General features: G+C 43.1%; 9 protein-coding genes and 1 pseudogene. 4 read left to right on the top strand and 6 right to left on the bottom strand.

Features of this window, described 5'->3' with window-relative positions:
- Nucleotides 1-115: 115 nt before the first annotated feature.
- The 3 genes and pseudogenes from EWV66_RS23950 to hemB all read left to right on the top strand — a co-directional run.
- A pseudogene (locus EWV66_RS23950) lies at nucleotides 116-217 on the top strand (peptide deformylase); the annotation flags it as partial.
- A gap of 426 nt (nucleotides 218-643) precedes the next feature.
- Nucleotides 644-1,300, top strand: coding sequence for a GTP cyclohydrolase I FolE (gene folE, locus EWV66_RS01810; protein ID WP_287107815.1), 657 nt, complete (start codon nucleotides 644-646; stop codon nucleotides 1,298-1,300).
- Nucleotides 1,301-1,416: 116 nt separating this feature from the next.
- Nucleotides 1,417-2,397 (top strand): porphobilinogen synthase, encoded by a 981-nt coding sequence (gene hemB, locus EWV66_RS01805; protein ID WP_002758385.1) that lies wholly within the window; start codon nucleotides 1,417-1,419, stop codon nucleotides 2,395-2,397.
- Here the strand turns inward: hemB and EWV66_RS01800 are convergent.
- Nucleotides 2,394-3,002 carry a chromophore lyase CpcT/CpeT gene (locus EWV66_RS01800; protein WP_287107814.1) on the bottom strand — a complete coding sequence of 203 codons (609 nt, stop codon included), beginning with the start codon at nucleotides 3,000-3,002 and terminating at the stop codon, nucleotides 2,394-2,396. The two genes, hemB and EWV66_RS01800, sit on opposite strands and share 4 nt — an antisense overlap.
- A 77-nt stretch (nucleotides 3,003-3,079) precedes the next feature.
- Here EWV66_RS01800 and EWV66_RS01795 point away from each other — a divergent pair, with 77 nt between their 5' ends.
- Nucleotides 3,080-5,158 (top strand): thioredoxin domain-containing protein, encoded by a 2,079-nt coding sequence (locus EWV66_RS01795; RefSeq protein WP_287115883.1) that lies wholly within the window; start codon nucleotides 3,080-3,082, stop codon nucleotides 5,156-5,158.
- Nucleotides 5,159-5,417: 259 nt separating this feature from the next.
- Here the strand turns inward: EWV66_RS01795 and EWV66_RS01790 are convergent, their stop codons facing one another.
- The 5 genes from EWV66_RS01790 to EWV66_RS01770 form a co-directional block, all read right to left on the bottom strand.
- Nucleotides 5,418-7,343 (bottom strand): ArnT family glycosyltransferase, encoded by a 1,926-nt coding sequence (locus EWV66_RS01790; protein ID WP_287107812.1) that lies wholly within the window; start codon nucleotides 7,341-7,343, stop codon nucleotides 5,418-5,420.
- A gap of 46 nt (nucleotides 7,344-7,389) precedes the next feature.
- Entirely contained in the window at nucleotides 7,390-7,539 is a 150-nt protein-coding gene (locus tag EWV66_RS01785) for a hypothetical protein (protein ID WP_158499357.1), read from the bottom strand.
- A gap of 101 nt (nucleotides 7,540-7,640) precedes the next feature.
- Nucleotides 7,641-13,793: an AAA family ATPase gene (locus EWV66_RS01780; protein ID WP_287107811.1), complete on the bottom strand. Its 6,153-nt coding sequence runs from the start codon at nucleotides 13,791-13,793 to the stop codon at nucleotides 7,641-7,643.
- Nucleotides 13,790-15,622 carry a carotenoid oxygenase family protein gene (locus EWV66_RS01775; RefSeq protein WP_052277052.1) on the bottom strand — a complete coding sequence of 611 codons (1,833 nt, stop codon included), beginning with the start codon at nucleotides 15,620-15,622 and terminating at the stop codon, nucleotides 13,790-13,792. The genes EWV66_RS01780 and EWV66_RS01775 overlap by 4 nt, the downstream gene beginning before the upstream one ends.
- A gap of 167 nt (nucleotides 15,623-15,789) precedes the next feature.
- Entirely contained in the window at nucleotides 15,790-17,124 is a 1,335-nt protein-coding gene (locus EWV66_RS01770) for an AAA-like domain-containing protein (protein ID WP_002740891.1), read from the bottom strand.
- Between the last annotated feature and the right edge of the window lie 213 nt (nucleotides 17,125-17,337).

Raw genomic sequence — 17,337 nt, 5'->3', positions numbered from 1 at the left:
CTCTGTGTAAGACAGTACATGGTTTTTTAACTGTGGTATGCGACGGTGGTGGAAGCAGAAACTTAAATCGTGAGGTTTAGGAATCGCCGCACTTTTAGGGCGGCGAGGATGTCAACTGGAAGGAATCCTCTTTCTCGATCGCCTTGCTTCTCCGGCGGATTTATACTCGGAGGAAGAATACCAAAAAATCAGTAATATTGCTGAATATAAGCGATAAAATCGCAAAATATCTCTACATCTTCAAAATAAGTTAAATAGCTTAACGGGACTATCTTTATCTGGCGACAAAATTTTTGTTGGTAAATCTAAATTTTTTGTTAAAATGATAACGATTATCATTCTAGGAAACCTGCCCTAACAAACAAATGAACTACTTGACAAAATAAATTAATTATGCAGTAGAACTCTGCCCTCAATTAACTAGGGAGATACTCAAGACTTTTTCGGTGACTAGGAAAATCAATTTTTCCAAGTTTCCGCACCGGAGATAACCCCAAAGACGAGGAAATAAACCGATAGCTTTCATTAGTTATCGTCTAGATGCCCAGAAAAATAAATACTCTAGCAAAGGGTATTTATTGACAATTGGTAAAATCAGAAAACTTTGCCGATCAATTAACTATTGGAGTCTGTAAAAATATCTATGACCTTAGCTAAGTCCAAAGCAATTTTCGACAATGATGACTACAATCACTTTCCCGAAGTGATTACCGAACCTAAATCGCCGGTATCGGAAGCCGAGATGATGCAAGCGGTAAGAACACTGCTGTTAGGATTAGGAGAAGATCCCGATCGCGAAGGTTTACGAGACACTCCTAAACGAGTAGTAAAAGCCCTAAAATTTCTCACTTCTGGTTATCAGCAATCCCTGGATGAATTGCTGAATGGGGCAGTTTTTCACGAGAATGCTAACGAGATGGTTTTAATCCGAGACATCGATATGTTTAGCTCCTGTGAACACCATATTTTACCGATAATCGGCCGCGCTCATGTTGCCTATATTCCTAACGGGAAAGTGATCGGTTTATCGAAAATTGCCCGCATCTGTGAAATGTACGCCAGACGACTGCAAGTACAGGAACGTTTAACCGCACAAATTGCCGATGCTTTGCAAGGATTACTACAACCTCAAGGGGTAGCTGTGGTGATTGAAGCGACTCATATGTGTATGGTAATGCGCGGGGTTGAAAAACCCGGTTCTTGGACTTCTACGAGTGCCGTGCGCGGTGTTTTTGCCGATTCTGCTAAGACTCGTCAAGAGTTTATGAGTTTGATTCGTCATAGTCCCGATTTTCACTAATTAGTCAGGGGGATCGGGATTATTTGATCGTCCTATCCCCAGTTTTTTCCTAAGCAAAAAACCAGAGCAAAACCAGCTATTTACTGTTTACTTTTTATTTTTAACTCGCTGTTATCATGCTGATTCGTCCCCGTCGTCTTCGTTATACTCCAGCGATTCGCCGTCTTGTTCGTGAAACTGAATTAACCGTTAATGACTTGATTTATCCCCTCTTTATCATGGAGGGAGAAAATCAAAGGGTTGCTATTCCTTCTATGCCCGATTGTTATCGTTATTCCCTCGATTTATTGCTCAAAGAAGTGGTTAATGCCTATAACTTAGGCATTAATGCCATCGCTCTTTTCCCCCTGATTGCCGAGGATAAAAAAGATAATTTCGGCAGAGAAAGTTATAATCCCGATGGCTTAGTGCCAAGGGCGGTGAAAGCGATCAAAAAAGAAGTCCCTGAAATAATTATTATTACCGATGTTGCCCTCGATCCTTTTTCGATTTATGGTCATGATGGTATTGTGGAGGACGGTAAAATTCTCAATGATGAAACCCTAGAAGTTTTAGTGAAAATGTCGCTCTCGCAAGCGGCAGCCGGGGCTAATTTCGTCGCTCCTTCCGATATGATGGATGGTAGGATTGGGGCGATCCGTCGAGCTTTAGATGCGGCTGGCTATTTGGATGTGGGAATTCTCGCTTATACGGCTAAATATGCCTCTGCTTATTATGGTCCCTTCCGAGATGCCTTAGAATCAGCACCAAAATTTGGTGATAAGAAAACCTATCAAATGGATGGGGCTAATAGTCGGGAAGCGTTACGGGAAGCCAGTTTAGACATAATAGAAGGGGCAGATATTATTATGGTTAAGCCTGCTCTGGCCTACCTCGATATTATCCGTCGTCTGCGCGATAGTAGCCATCTTCCCGTCGCCGCTTACAACGTCAGTGGTGAATACGCAATGATTAAAGCGGCGGCAAAACAGGGCTGGATTGACGAAAAAAGCCTGATTTTGGAAACTTTAATCAGTATGAAACGAGCGGGGGCCGATTTGATTTTGACCTATTTTGCTGCCGATGTGGCATTAATGAAACAGGAAAGCCGATTTTAGGGTTTTTGCCAGCGAAATTGATAGAAATTATCCTGCGCTCCCCATACCTGCTGCCCAAGGCTATCATAACCTCGATCGCTGGTATCCATGCCCTGGGAATGTAGAATAATTGTATTAGTTATTTTCACCGCACCTCTGACATTAGTGGGACAACCCTGGGGGGGAGTTTCTCCCCGATAACCCCCCGCTATCGGTTTTAAAAACACAGTACACACCGACTCAGCCAAATCTGATACATTTAATCTTCTTTCTGTCAAGTCTTTGTTACAAAAATTAATAAAGTTAGCGGCATTATTTAACTTATAGGCTTTTGATTCCACAGTGGAATTATCGGGGCTAGGTTGAATGACTAAAATTCTTTGACGATAGGGTTGATTTAAGCGATCGATAATTGCCTGTTCCTGATAAAGATAAATACTATCCTGTTTGGGGGAAAAATCCACGGCACAGGTAATCATTTGCACCTTAGCAATGCGGGGGTTAGTCTGCGCTTGTTGCGTCGTATCCATAACCCCAATTAAATGATTAGCCACCCCTTGTACTTGCGGATTAAGGGGCAAAGATTGAGTGAGAAAAAATCCTAGGGCGATCGAAGTTTTCAGCATGAGCAGAGGCTTGATTCCGGTTAGTCTCTAATTAGCTTAGACTAATAAGCAGCAAGAGCAAAAAATCCCCTTTTCCCATGACTAATCATCTGGCTGCATCCGAAAGTCTTTACCTGCGAAAACACGCCGAAAACCCGATCGATTGGTGGTATTGGTGTGACAGCGCCCTAGAAATTGCCAGGAGGGAAGATAAACCGATCTTTCTCTCGATCGGTTATTCTAGCTGTCATTGGTGTACGGTTATGGAAGGAGAAGCTTTTTCCGATCGGGCCATTGCCGATTATCTCAATCACTATTTTTTACCGATCAAAGTTGATCGCGAGGAAAGACCGGACATCGATAGTATCTATATGCAAGCATTGCAGATGATGGTCGGTCAAGGGGGTTGGCCTCTGAATGTCTTCCTAACACCGGATAGTTTAATTCCCTTCTATGGTGGCACCTATTTTCCCGTGCAACCGCGCTTTAACCGGCCCGGTTTTCTGCAAGTGTTGCAATCGGTACGTCGTTATTATGACGAGGAAAAGGAGAAATTAAGCAAATTTACGGCCGAAATGCTGGGCGCACTGCGTCAATCAGCTATTTTACCCCGAGCAGAGACCAATTTAGCCGCTCCTTACCTTTTAGCCACAGGAATCGAGACAAATACGGCGGTGATTCGGGTTAATCCCAATAATTACGGTCGGCCCAGTTTTCCGATGATTCCATATTCTCATCTGGCTTTGCAGGGTAGTCGCTTTGGTGACGATTTTGACGATTCCCTCCGGCAAGCGGCCTATCAACGGGGGGAAGATCTGGCCCTGGGGGGAATCTATGACCATGTGGGGGGAGGATTCCATCGTTATACGGTGGATTCGACGTGGACAGTTCCCCATTTTGAAAAAATGCTCTACGATAACGGGCAAATTGTCGAATATTTAGCCAATTTGTGGAGTGCGGGTGATCGAGAGGCGGCCTTTGAGAGAGGGATTAAAGGCACGGTTAACTGGCTAAAACGGGAAATGACCGCCCCAGAAGGTTATTTTTATGCGGCCCAAGATGCCGATAGTTTTGAGAAGGCCACGGATGGGGAGCCGGAGGAAGGGGCCTTTTATGTCTGGTCGGATCTGGAGTTAAGGGATTATCTCTCGACCGAGGAATTGGGGCTGCTGCAGGCTAATTTTACCGTCACTGCCGAGGGGAATTTTGAGGGTCGTAATGTCCTGCAACGTCGGCAAGGGGGAGAATTAGGGGAGGAGATAGAAAATATGCTCGATAAGTTATTTATTCGGCGTTATGGCAGTTCTCAAGCCCAATTAGCTCTTTTTCCCCCGGCCAGAGACAATCAGGAGGCGAAAACTGTCTCTTGGCCGGGACGCATTCCGGCGGTAACGGATACGAAAATGATCGTCGCTTGGAATAGTTTGATGATTTCCGGTTTAGCCCGGGCCTTTGCCGTCTTTGGTGAACCTTTGTACTGGAAAATGGCTACTCAAGCGGCCGAGTTTATTCTCAAGCATCAGTGGTTAGATGGACGTTTTCAGCGCTTGAATTATCAGGGTCAGGCCTCGGTTTTGGCCCAATCGGAGGATTTTGCCTATTTTATTAAGGCTTTACTGGACTTGCAAACCGCTAAACCGCAAGAAACTGGCTGGTTAGAGGCGGCTATCGATTTACAGGGGGAATTTGATCGCTGGTTTTGGGCCGAGGATGAGGGAGGATATTTTAATACTGCTTCTGATCATAGTCTCGATCTGATCGTGCGAGAACGGGGTTATACGGATAATGCCACCCCTTCGGCCAACGGAATTGCGATCGCTAATTTATTGCGTCTGTCGCGATTGACGGAAAATCTAGAATATCTCGATCGGGCCGAAAAGGCCTTGCAATCTTTTAGTACCATCCTAGAAGAGTCCCCCACCGCTTGCCCCAGTTTATTTGTCGCCCTCGATCACTATCGTCATGGTTTCTGTCTGCGCGCCCCGGAAAGCTCGATCGAGCCGCTGTTAAGTCGCTATTTGCCCACTGCGGTGTATCGAGTCGATGCCAGTTTGCCCTCTAGCACATTTGGGTTAATTTGTCAAGGGTTATGCTGCCTTGAACCGGCGGAAAATTTAGAACAGTTGGACCAACAAATTGCCGGGGTGATGGCGGGTCCGTCAATACTACTCGGTTAAGGTTTTTTTTCTCTCTCAAGCAGAGAACAGTGATAAAAAAGCAATTAACGCTTTTTTAATCACCAAGATTCAGGATCATTGATTATTTTGACCAAAATGGACAGGAATGGAGATGATTTTCTTCTCAATTGTCAAAACGCCCACACCATTGGTCAAAGCCAGAGAGGTATCGCGGCTGGGGTTGTCTATTTCATAGCCGCTCTCTCAACGTTAAGTATTGACTCTATAACGATTGTACTCGATTTGATCGTTTGAGCGTTTAAGTCCCATTAGTTTTATCTTCAGCAATCCTATGGAGAACAAAAACATTATCTTGCTTTAAAAGCAGCCATCTTGTAAAAGGATAGCGTTTGACTTCTTGATAACCTTTGAGCAATCCAGAGGAAATCATGTAGTCATCACGATTTACCCACCAGTAACTTTTACCCCGCTGCTTCTGATATTTTATATCGTTTAAATACCAGCCATTAAATTCGTATCCCCCATCGATATATTCAGGAGTAACTCCCTGTTCCATCAAATCATTTAAGGCTTGCCACCGAGTTCGGTTCCAGGCTAAGTAGTCATGGGTTGCAGCCATAGTAAATCCGCCCCAAATAAAGATCATTGTCAAGGCAAAAGCAGTTATTTTTTTGCCAATATCTCGTTCGGCAATGTCCTTGTTTAAAATTACTATAAGGACCATAAATAATGGTACAAGCAGCAAAAAATAACGATCAAAAGCATACTTTATTCCCAAAAGAAAAAGATAAACTAATATCGCAGAAATTATTAGTAAATTCAACCATTTTTCTGATTCAGAAAAGGTTTGCAATATCCCTGAGCATAAATAGTAAAGCAATAAAAGCGCTCCAACTACACCAATCGCCGTCATCATCAACCAAAATATTTTTAAGCCAAGGGAATAGGGGGGATAATTTACCTTCAAGATATAAGTATCTCGAAGGGTTAAAGGGCCTAAGCCAAAATAAACTAGGACATTACCGATGAAGGGCATAGTTTTGCCTTGCTGGATCAATTTACCCATCACGACAACAAAAAAGCTAGATAAAGCTAAGAGCGTTATTCTTTGGTGTTGGCGCGATATTTCCTTAAATTTCCCAGAAAAAAATATCGCTATGAATGGGAAAATAAAACAACCAATTGAAATAATTAGAATATGGTTGCCAAAATCTAATTTTTGCATATTCATCAACACATTCTCCATTATTAAAAGAGTCCGCTCTTTAGATTCAAGCCATTGTTGATACAATTTATAGAGTAAGATTACCAAGGAAACCATCAGAGAACTGCCCAACAAAATTTTTAATTTTAATTTTTTTGTCCAAAAGATCGCTAGGGCAAGGAAGACTAAACAACTCAGGTATATAATTGAAATCATTAAAATGTGGTTGCCGAAATCTAATTTTCCTATAGCTATCAATACCTTCTCTGCTATTATAGTCAGGGTATTCTCTGCTGTTAAAGGCATGCGTCCTGTAGAATAAAGCCATTTTTGATACAGTTCATGTAGTAAAATTCCTGATAAAAATATCAGGGAACTGCCCAATAAAATTTTTAATTTAAATCTTTGTTTAAACGAGTATGCTAGGGCAAATGATAAAAGAATAATAATTGCGTATTGACGGATTAAAATCGTGATATAAGCGAGGCAAATACCGAGAATAATTTCCATAGTTGATTCCCGCTTCAATCCCCTGATCAGAAAATAGAAAGATAGGATACTTAAAGCCAGAAAAGGAACGTCGGTCATAAAGCTGTTAGCTAATCCAAAGTATAGAGGATTAACCACTATCAGCAAAGCGCCCAACCAAGAGATTTTCTGATTGGCATTAACTTCTCTAAGCAGTCCATAAGTACCAATCGCACCGATTAATCCTAAGGTTAAAGTGGAGAAGCGTAATGCAGTAAATGAAAATCCAAAAGGAAGGCAAAATAAGGCTCCCCAAAAGGCTTGAAAAAATAGGTTAGCATGGGCTGGACTGGGAAGGCGGAAATCACCTTTCTCCAGAATCGATTTTACTGCCAGTCCATAAACCCAGTCATCATTAAGAGGAAAATTACCCAAAGGATTGACGACAATTACCATCACAGTCCATATGGCAATAATTATTAAAATATTGACAATATCAGCTTTTTTTGGATGACTAAAATAAATCCAACTCATTACATCTGTTTTGTTCATGGCTCTAATCTTACGAAAGGAAAATAGCGGAATTCGAGTAATTTAGTCACGACTGCTCGTGTTGCTCCGAGAATAGCGACTCGCACTGGCCGAGACAGGGGGCTGACTTGCGGGGAAATTTAGGCACAAAACACCAAGATAACATGGCGAAGTAAGCTTCATTTATCTCTGACTCGGAGGGGGTTGTCTGTTTCATTGCCAATCTCTCAACGTCAAGTGCCGACTCTGTAGCGATTATAATCGATTTGATCTGTATTGAGCGTTTAAGTCCCAATAATTGCTCTGTAGTGGATATTTCTACAAATTTGAGCTGCAACCCAGCCAATCGAGGTTAAAGATGGCCCGATAGATGGGATTATGGACCCGCAGCCGGCCTTGGTCTTTGATCACTAACCCCGATAAAAGTAACTCTTTTTCTGGAGGGCTATCCTCGGAAATTACCTCTTTTTCCCTTAAAATCCGTTCATAGAGTTTCAGGAGCAACTGGGAGCGATGACTGTTGAGAAGCCGATCGCGAATAGTCCGCAGATGTTCCGGTTCATCCTGAGCCTCCCAATTGTCAATGATCTTCTTCTGTACCAAGTCCTCAATCCAGGAGGCCTCACCATTGGGGGGAATCGGCGAGGCGGCGGTGCGAATTAACTGACAGAGTTTTTGGGTCAGAAAAGGTTGACCGTTTGTCCAAGCAAAGACTTCTTTTAAGACAGTTTGCGGGTTACTAACTTTCTCGGCCAATCCGCGCAGTAAAGGCTGGGCTTCGTGTTCCTTAAAACCCTCCAATTGAATCGAATGACCGATATTAAAAGGAGTGATTTGGTGGTCGGTAATTAAATCGGAGGGGGTGACAACACCGAAGAAAGCGAAGGTCAAACGCCGATAGAGCGGGTTAAAACCACGCTGGTTATAGCAGGAACGAATCAGGGCAAAAAAGTCATTAACTGCGAAATTTAAGCCCAAAACGCTATCAATTTCATCGATAAAAATCGCTATCGGTTTCGGGGGAGAACCCTCCACTATCCCCACTTCCAGCAATAACACTTCTTCAATAAATTCGCCCAAGCGCTGCACTGCCGAGACATCTTCCCGTTCTTGCCACCAAGCTTTCAGATTAACCCTTTTGAGCAGGCCAAAACGTCGCCCTAACTCGAAGGCTATCCCCTTGTACCATTGGTCAGAAGTGACATTTTCGCTGCCGATACGGGTTAAATCAATGGGAGCGCAACAGATGCCCTCGTGTTGGAGGTGATCGATCATGCGTACCATTAAACTAGACTTACCCATTTGACGGGGATTGAGAACATAGCAAAAATCGCCGCGTTTGAGGGCTTTATAGAGATAACGGTCGGCGGCGCGGACCACGTAGGTGGGAGCATCCATGGGTAAACTGCCCCCCACTTGGTAGTCAAAGGTGCTAGATTCTTCGCTACTTCTGAGCAGTTCATTTTCAAACAGTAATTCTGCTTGGGTGGCCTTGAGAATTTCTAGGGTTTGGCTGAGTTCTAGGGTGCGCTCCTGCACTTTCTGTTCTAGGGTGCGGCTATACTCGGCTAATTCTTCGGTAAAGCGAATCCGTTCCGCTTCCGCCTGTTTTCGTTCGCTAATATCGGTAAAAGCGGTGATCGCATAGATAATTTCCCCTTTTTCGTCAAAAACGGGCGTAGCATACACTTCTAGGGGAATAATCTTCTCTCCTTGGTGAATTTCTAGATCATCCATCGTGTTTTTTTCCCCCCTTAAAGCTCGGACAATCGGCTGGTCTTCGGTGGGATACAATCGATCGGTTCCAGCTTGATATAACTGATAGGTTTTCCCCAACTGATTAGCCGTGGTGATATTAACTATCCCTTTTCCTAAAATCTCTTGGGCGGTTTGATTGGCATAATAGGGTTGACTGTCGGCATCGAGGACAAATACCCCCACTGGCATGGCTTCTAAAAATTGCGCTAGTTGTCTCTGTTTGGCTTTGATTTCAGCGTAGAGTTTGGCGTTAGTAATTGCGATCGCCGCTTGGCTAGAGAGCAGTTGCAGCACTTCCAATCTTTCTTGGGTAAAAGCCCCGACGGTGAGGTTATTTTCTAGATAGACAATTCCCCGCAGTTGTCCTTGGTCGAGGAGAGGCGAACAGAGCAGCGATTTGGTTTGATGGGTTTTTATATAGGGATCGTTGCTAAAATTGCCCTGATGGGCAGCATCGTTATTAAGAACGGTTTGACCGCTCCGGGCTACATAGTTAATAATTGAGACGGGAAGATGTTCTTCGATCGCATTAGATTTAAAGACTGTCACCCTATCTTCCTGCACTGAACCGGAGGCTTCGATCGATAATTGTCCGCCGCTTTCTAGGATAAGATAGCCCAGCTGCGCCCCGGCATTTTCGATGAGAATTTTCATCAGGGTGGCGAGTAACTTATCTAAAACTATCTCGCTAGAAATGGCTTGGGATGCCTTCATGATCGTGGCTAAATCTAACAGATCTCCCGAATGACTGGCTGAATTTTTTCTGGTGGTAGTTCTCCTAGTTTCGGTCGGGGAATTGGAACCATAATTATTGACCATTAACTGAGAATAGCGGCTTTCTATATCTTTGACTTTAGCGGTTGCTCCCCAAAGAGAATAGAGATAAGCAGCTTCATTGATGTAGGTTTTGGCAATTTTTACTTTACCCCAATCGAGATAGAATTTCGCCGCTAGTTCGTTAGCTAGTGCCTCTTCATTAATGTATTCATTTTCCTTGGCTTTAGCGATGGCTAGATCGTAGTTTTCTATGGCTTCTAGATAGGATTGCTGCACCCGGTCTTTTTCCGCTTGCACTAAATAAAATTTATGGAGATAGTTCTGGGGTGCTTGATTAGCCCATTCCCACAGCTTTCTCTGATTATTCGTCACTCGTTCTAATACTTGCTTTTTTTGGTCATTGTCCAGATGATTATAAATAGCTAAATGGGCGAGGGAATCATAGACATTATGCAGAGGAATCAAGAAAGTAGCGGTAGCTCCTCCCAGATATTTTTGGGCTTGGTTAGCATTTTCAATGGCTTGTTCGTGCTGTCCAAATAGATAACAAAGGTATAATTTATTAACAAATAAAGCACAGAGACCGTAGAGATCATTAGCCTCTAGATGGTACGGTAACATAACAGTTTCTTGATAGTACTGTCCTTCTAAATGACCGGGATTTTCCGAGTGCCTCAGCAGATTTAAAACTGTTTGACCATAGATTTTTAGATAGTTGCGAGGGTTTTCTTGTTTGAGCTTAACAAAAGCCAGATCATAGTTAGCTATTTCTTGGGCTAATTCGGTTAATTCTTGTCCGATAAAGGCAGAATGAAAACAGTAAAGATAGGCACAGGTTGTTCCGTAGTAGAGATCGCCCATTTCTAAACCGGTTTGATAGGAAGATTTTAACAAGGACAGGGAATTTTTAATCGGTTCTTTCCAGATACTAATAGTGGCGGAAAAGACGGCAATTATTTTCGGCATCAGGGCTTTGGCATGAAATTTATCAGCGATGTTTAAAGCTAATCGTCCAAATTGATAACCCGTTTCCCAATCTTCTAAAATACCGCAAAGGATTAAGCCATAATTGACATAAGTAAAAGCCGCTAGATAACTATTGCCGTATTCAATTGATAAGTTAACCTGTTTTGATACTAGGATGGGTAAGAGATGAGGTGCGGCAATAAAAACAGGAGGAAATATGGCAGTCCCTATCTTCATTATTGCTAATTTTTCTTCCTCATTTATCGGCGGTAAATTACTTAAATCTTCGATATTTTGCCCCGCTAATTTTTGTCGGGTTTTAGTTAGTTCTTTTTGAATATCTGATGATTGTAAGGATTCAGGAATCTGGAAATCGAAGCTTTTAAGGACAGATAAACCAATTTGTACCGCTTTTAGTTCTTGATTTTGGGCGTGATACGCTTCGATGATTACTTCATAAACTTTGATTTTATCTAGGGTAGTTTTTGCCTGTTTTAATACGAGATTAGCCCAGCGTTGCATCGGCTCAAAGTTCCCACTTAAATAGGCGATTTCTGTGGCTTCAGAATAAATATTTAAAGTCAGTTGATAGTTATTTTCCCAGCTTGATTTTTTGAGAAGTTTTTGAGCGGTTTTGATATATTTTAAGGCTCCAGCTTGGGCATTAGCGGCTTTTGCTTTTTGGGCTGCTAGTAAATTCAAGTTAGCCACTGACTCTCGTTCTTTTTTCTCGCTAATTAGTTGATAACCAAGGTTGAGATGATCAACTATTTTAAAAATCTTTTCCGATAATTCGTTGACAGAAGTATGCTGCCAAAGTAGGCGACCAATTTTTAGGTGAATTACGGCTTTTTGGCTGTCTTCGATGAGAGCGTAAGCTCCTTGTTGAATGCGATCATGAGCAAATTTATATTCTTGAATCAGTAATTGTTCATCTAATTCTGAGAGGAGAATAATTAAACCAGCTTCGCTACTAGAAGTTAAAATTGGTAAAAGTTCTGAAGGTGATTTTTCAGAGATAACCGTCAGATTATATAAATTAAATTCTGCCCCAAGACAGGCTGCTAAACTTAAGACTTCTTGGGTTTCGGGAGGCAATTTCTGCATTTTGCCCATCATAAATTGAATCAGATTATCGGTACTGCCAATCCTTTGAATTTGGCCGAGATGCCATTGCCAATAGCCCCTATTATTATCGGTTTTAGTGGTTGTTTCTTGCCCCGATTGGAAAAATAGCCAATTTTCCCAGTAGATAGTTTTGAGAAATTCATTGACAAAAAAAGGATTACCGTGGGTTTTTTGCCAGACTAAAGCGGACAAAGATTGCACATATTCTGGTGAATGATTTAAGGTGTCGGCAATTAACTGATTGACCTGTGCAGGACCCAGAGGTTTTAAAATAACTTGATTGATAATTATGCCCCCCTGCTCTAATTTATCGAGGGTAGCGGTTAGGGGGTGGGTGGAATTAATTTCATTACTGCGATAGGAGCCAATTAAAAACAAATAGTCCATATCGCCATCGAGCATAATTAATTCTATCAACTGGAGACTAGCCAAGTCTGCCCATTGTAAATCATCGAGAAAGATGACCAGGGGATGTTCTGGGGAACAAAAGACCCGAATAAAATTTTTAAAGACTAAATTAAAGCGATTTTGAGTAGCGATCGCTCCTAATTGTAACACCTCTGGTTGTGGACCGATAATTAATTCTAGTTGGGGAATCACATCAATAATAACCCGTGCATTCGCCCCCAAAGACTTGAGGAGTTTTTGTCGCCATAGTTGCAGTTGTGGCTGACTTTCCCCCAAAAGTTGCTTAACCAGATGAGTCAAAGCGCTAATCACGGCAGCATAGGGAATATCGCGCTGAAACTGGTCAAATTTACCAGAGATAAAAAAGCCGCGTTTTTCAGTAATTGGCTGATAAATTTCCCTAACCAAGGTGGTTTTACCCATGCCAGAATAACCCGTAACTAGCATCAGTTCGGTGTGAGAGGAGTTTTTATCCACCGTGGCTACCCGTTGAAAAGCAGTGAGGAGAGTGGCGATTTCTGCCTCCCTACCGTAGAGTTTTTGGGGAATTTGGAACTGATTGGCTAGATCTTGCCTAGCGATGACAAAATCCTCAATTTTACCCGTTGTTTCCAGTTGTCTTAAACATTCCTCTAAATCTGCCCGAATACCGTAGGCACTTTGGTATCGTTCCTCGGGGGTTTTAGCCATCAGTTTCCTGATGATTGCCTCCACCACCGGGGGAATTTTCTCCTTGACGAGACTATTAATCTCCAAGGGTTGTTTTGCCAGATGACAGTGAACTAATTCCAAAGCATCGTTAGCTGGAAAAGGTAATTGTCCGGTGAGAAGTTCATAGAAGCTAACGCCCAAGGAATAAAAATCCGTGCGGTAATCGAGACTACGATTCATCCGTCCGGTTTGTTCGGGAGAAATATAGGCTAAAGTCCCCTCTAGAACGTTGGGATTTTTTAGCCCCGGATTTTCCCGCCGCAGGACGCTGGCAATGCCAAAATCGATGATTTTAATTTGTCCGGTTTCGGGGTTAAGAACTATATTGGCAGGATTAATATCTTTGTGAATAACCTTGGCGTTGTGAATTTTCTCTAAATTAGCCACTATTCGGGGTGCAAGGCTTAAAAACTCCCTTAAGGGCAGGGGTTTGCCCTCTAGCCATTTTTTTAAGGATATACCCCCGAAATCTTCCAAAATAATCACGGGAGTTCTGCGGTAGGTTTCTAAACCATAGGCTTTAATCGCCTCCTCGAAGTTCAGGCCGCAGATGGTTTTATACTCCTGTTTGTAGTGGGTTAGTTGTTGTGCGGTGGGATATTCTTGCTTGAGGATTTTGAGCATAACCGGTTGATTATCGACGGTGCGAATAGCCCGATAGACTTCTGAGTTAACGCTTTCGTAGATTTGGGCAAGAATGTCGTATCCGTTGAGAACAATCATTTTTTTACTTGGCGATTGTAAATGGCTGCCGGTTTCCCTAGGAAAAATTCTACGGGAACCAAGACCAGACTCCGCAAGGCTGAAAGAACTCGATTTACCTGTGAGACGGAAGGACGGGGAGAAGGCAGCGCTTGCTCGAAATACTCGGAATGCAAGGTAAAACCAAAGTGAACATCTTCCGGCAAACTCAGTTTAGCAATCGGTCCGTCCTTGAGATTGTCAGGGTTAAATAACCAAGCTTCTAATACTCTGGTCGGGGTTAAAACCGTCGTCAATAGATAGCCCTGTTCTTGGGGAATAAACTGAATGCTATCTAAAATATAGCCATCGGGACAAACATAAAAATCCAGTAGTCCCCGACCTAAATGGGATACATGAGTATCACTGGCTTTTTTTTCTTGGCTAATCTGTTCAGTTAACTGATTCCAATCCTTATCGAAGGGAACCTTGGCTAATACCGAGGGCAAGTCATGACAGGGAAGTTCGGCATCCCTGAGGATGCGATTACTCTGGTCGCGACAATCCATATACTGACGACGACAGATTAATTCGCGCACATAACCGGCATAAACCTGATAAATAGCGCTGTATCCCTGTTCCAATTCCCGCGGGTCGGCGGTGTAGAGAGTGGTAGAGAACCACCCCGGATGGATGAAAGCTTGTTCGCTCATCACCCTGGCATCTTCGATAACCACTTTGCGCAGCACTCCGGGGTCAAAGGAAAACATCCAGGGAATGCCGTGGTATTCGGGGGGATAACCCTGACCGGTAAAATGTTGGATATCGTCTTTTTCGATCGCTTCGGTTAAACTAATAGTGGCGTTTTGGATGGCCACAAGCTGAATTTGACCGTTGGTACTATGGTAATTACAAAGGAAGTGATAACTGTCGCCATTGAAGGTAATTAATCGCGAGGGAACGGTGGTTTCTTCTTCCTTAAGGTCTTGACGTTTAACCAGATAAATTTGAGTTTTCGGATAGGTTTCTTCAGGCTTGATTCTGATACCTAATAGTTTGGCTACTCCCATCTGAAAAGGCATATCGGGAATCATGATATAATCCTCGGTGACGATGACCGAATGGGGACTACCATCGAGGATAGCTCCCTGTAGTTTCCAGGGTTTAAGTTGTTTTTGTTGATCCCAAAGAACAATATACACCGATTTATCTAAATCTTTTAACATACCTCCCGATACAAGTTTTAGCTTTAATTCACAGGTGATAAATTCTTGGGTCTTTTTGTCGTAGAAGGGGTGAGCGGTATTTTCTAGGACTGGGAAAATAGACAAAGGCACGGAAACAATATGTTGGTCAAAATAACCAATCGGAGTGATAGTATCCAGGGAAACGGGGTCCACTTCCCAGTAACGTCCCGCATCGGCAGTGAGAATTAATCTGGTTTCTTCTAGTTGTTCATTTTCGGAAACTTTTTCTAGTTTAACCATAGCAGTATTCGCTATTTCTGAACAACCCAAAATGCTGACCACGGCGGGAAAAGTGGCTTGACTAATATTAAATATAGGTAAAACTTTTCGCCAAAAACTATCCCAAGTTTTTAGTTTTTTACTGTAAACGTTAACTTGATTATTTTTACCTTGCAAGTCCCATCTAATAATTACACCTTCGCCAGAGAACAAATGACGGTCATTTTTTCTATGAAAAGGACAGACGATAAAAACGTATCCCGACAGATTTTCCGGCCAATGTCCCTCAGCAATTGTGGCGACTGCCTTATATAAATTGTTCTCATCCGGCCGACCGAGTTGCGAGCGACTAAAATTACTAACGTTGACAGTATTTTGGACAGTATCTTTGTTTGACATATTCATAAGTAGAGTTTGCGGCAAAAAGTTTGTTGGTGGGGTTAGTAGCCGGTCGTCGGTCGTCAGGAGATAGGAGTCAGGAGATAGGAGCCGGTCGTCAGGAGATTATTTTATTTATTCCCCCCACACCCTACACCCTACACCCCACACCCTCACTGATAACTGATTACTGTTTACTGATAACTGATAGAGGATTTCACCTCTAAAAAATAGCGTCGATACAATTCATAGCCTGGTACTACTTTATCTCCCGATTGTTTGAGTAGTCCCATACTGCTGAGTTTGTAAGCGAGAATTGGGTCTAATTGTACGGGTTCCACCGCGCTCATCACCCGGTCGAGGGCTTTTGCTAGTTCCGGCTGTTGTTCTAATACTGCCCAATGGCGCCGCAGGTGATGGGCATAGATCCCGGTGACAGAGGTGGCGCTGGTTAATATTTGCGTCATGGTTATTTCCTCCCGACTGAGATAGTAGAGGGCAGTTTGTACCAAAGCTGGATGTCCTCCTACTAGCTCCATCAGTTGTTGGACTTTTTCCTGATTTTCCCAGGTGAGTTGATAACGTTGGGCTAATTGCAATACCTCCTCCAGACTAAAATGACTTAACTGTGCGGGGAATCCCACGTTAAAGGGGGATTGATTGAGCTGCAGGGGAACATAAATTTCTGTGGAATGGACGACGATAAGACGGAGTTTTTGCCAGATAGGTAGGGTTTTGGATTCTTCGTACCAAGAACGCAGCAGCGGTAAAAAATCCTTGGCCACTTGGGGATGTTCAAATATCTGATTAAGTTCATCAATAGCGAGGACAATGGGGGCGGTAATCGATTCCAGGAGATAGTCTTGAATGTAAACCGTACAGCTAATCTTGCTACCTAAATCCTCATCCCAATACTCATCTAATTGTGGTTTTAACTGTAGTTGACGGGCGGCATTGGCACACAACCAGCGCAAAAATTGGTTTAAATCAGCCAAAATCGTCTGGTCCACCTGTTCTAAGTTCAAACTCACCGTGCGGTAGCCTTGCTGTTTAGCAAAATCGAGCATTCTCAAAAGTAGGGAGGTTTTGCCCATTTCTTTGGGAGCTTTTATCCGCACTAAAGCCCCCGGTTTCTTGATTTCCTGCCTTATCTGTTCTTCGAGGGGAAGACGTTCTAAATAAAATGGGGAACCAAGGGGAACAGCCCCATTAGGATAGGGGGGCAATGTCTCCAATTTTTCGCTCTTGGCTGCCGAATTAACCGGAATTTTGTCTTGAGGGGGTGTTTTTAGCTCAAAATTCAGGGCGGCGATTTCTTGCCAGTCGAGGCATAATCGACGACAAATTTGTTCAAAAGTGGCTTGTTCTACCGGTTTACCAGTCAGGAAGTTGCTGACAGTAGCCAGACTAAATTCAGCTTCTTTGGCTAAGGAGCGCTGACTGCTAAAACCCTGCTTTGTCACGGCTAATTTAACCTGATTGAGGCAGTGTTGTTGTACTCTTAGACGGCTCGATAGGGAATCTCTCATAAGAATTAGGGGTGTGGGGTGTGGGGTGTGGGGTGTGGGGTGGGGGGAGTGGGGAGTTTTCTCAGTGAACTGATAACTGATAACTGATAACTGATACAGGGTAATCGCGCGTTGACCGAGCCCTTGAATTCCGAGAAGTTAGTCTAAATTTTGGCGTTTGTTCCGATTCTATCCGAGTAATTTTCCGAAATTTAGGGGGTTTCTAATCCTCGA

This window comes from Microcystis sp. M_OC_Ca_00000000_C217Col, assembly GCF_007095585.1.
Classification (GTDB): domain Bacteria; phylum Cyanobacteriota; class Cyanobacteriia; order Cyanobacteriales; family Microcystaceae; genus Microcystis; species Microcystis panniformis.
Note: the sequence above shows the minus strand (reverse complement) of the source record. Positions and strands in the feature narration are given on the sequence as shown.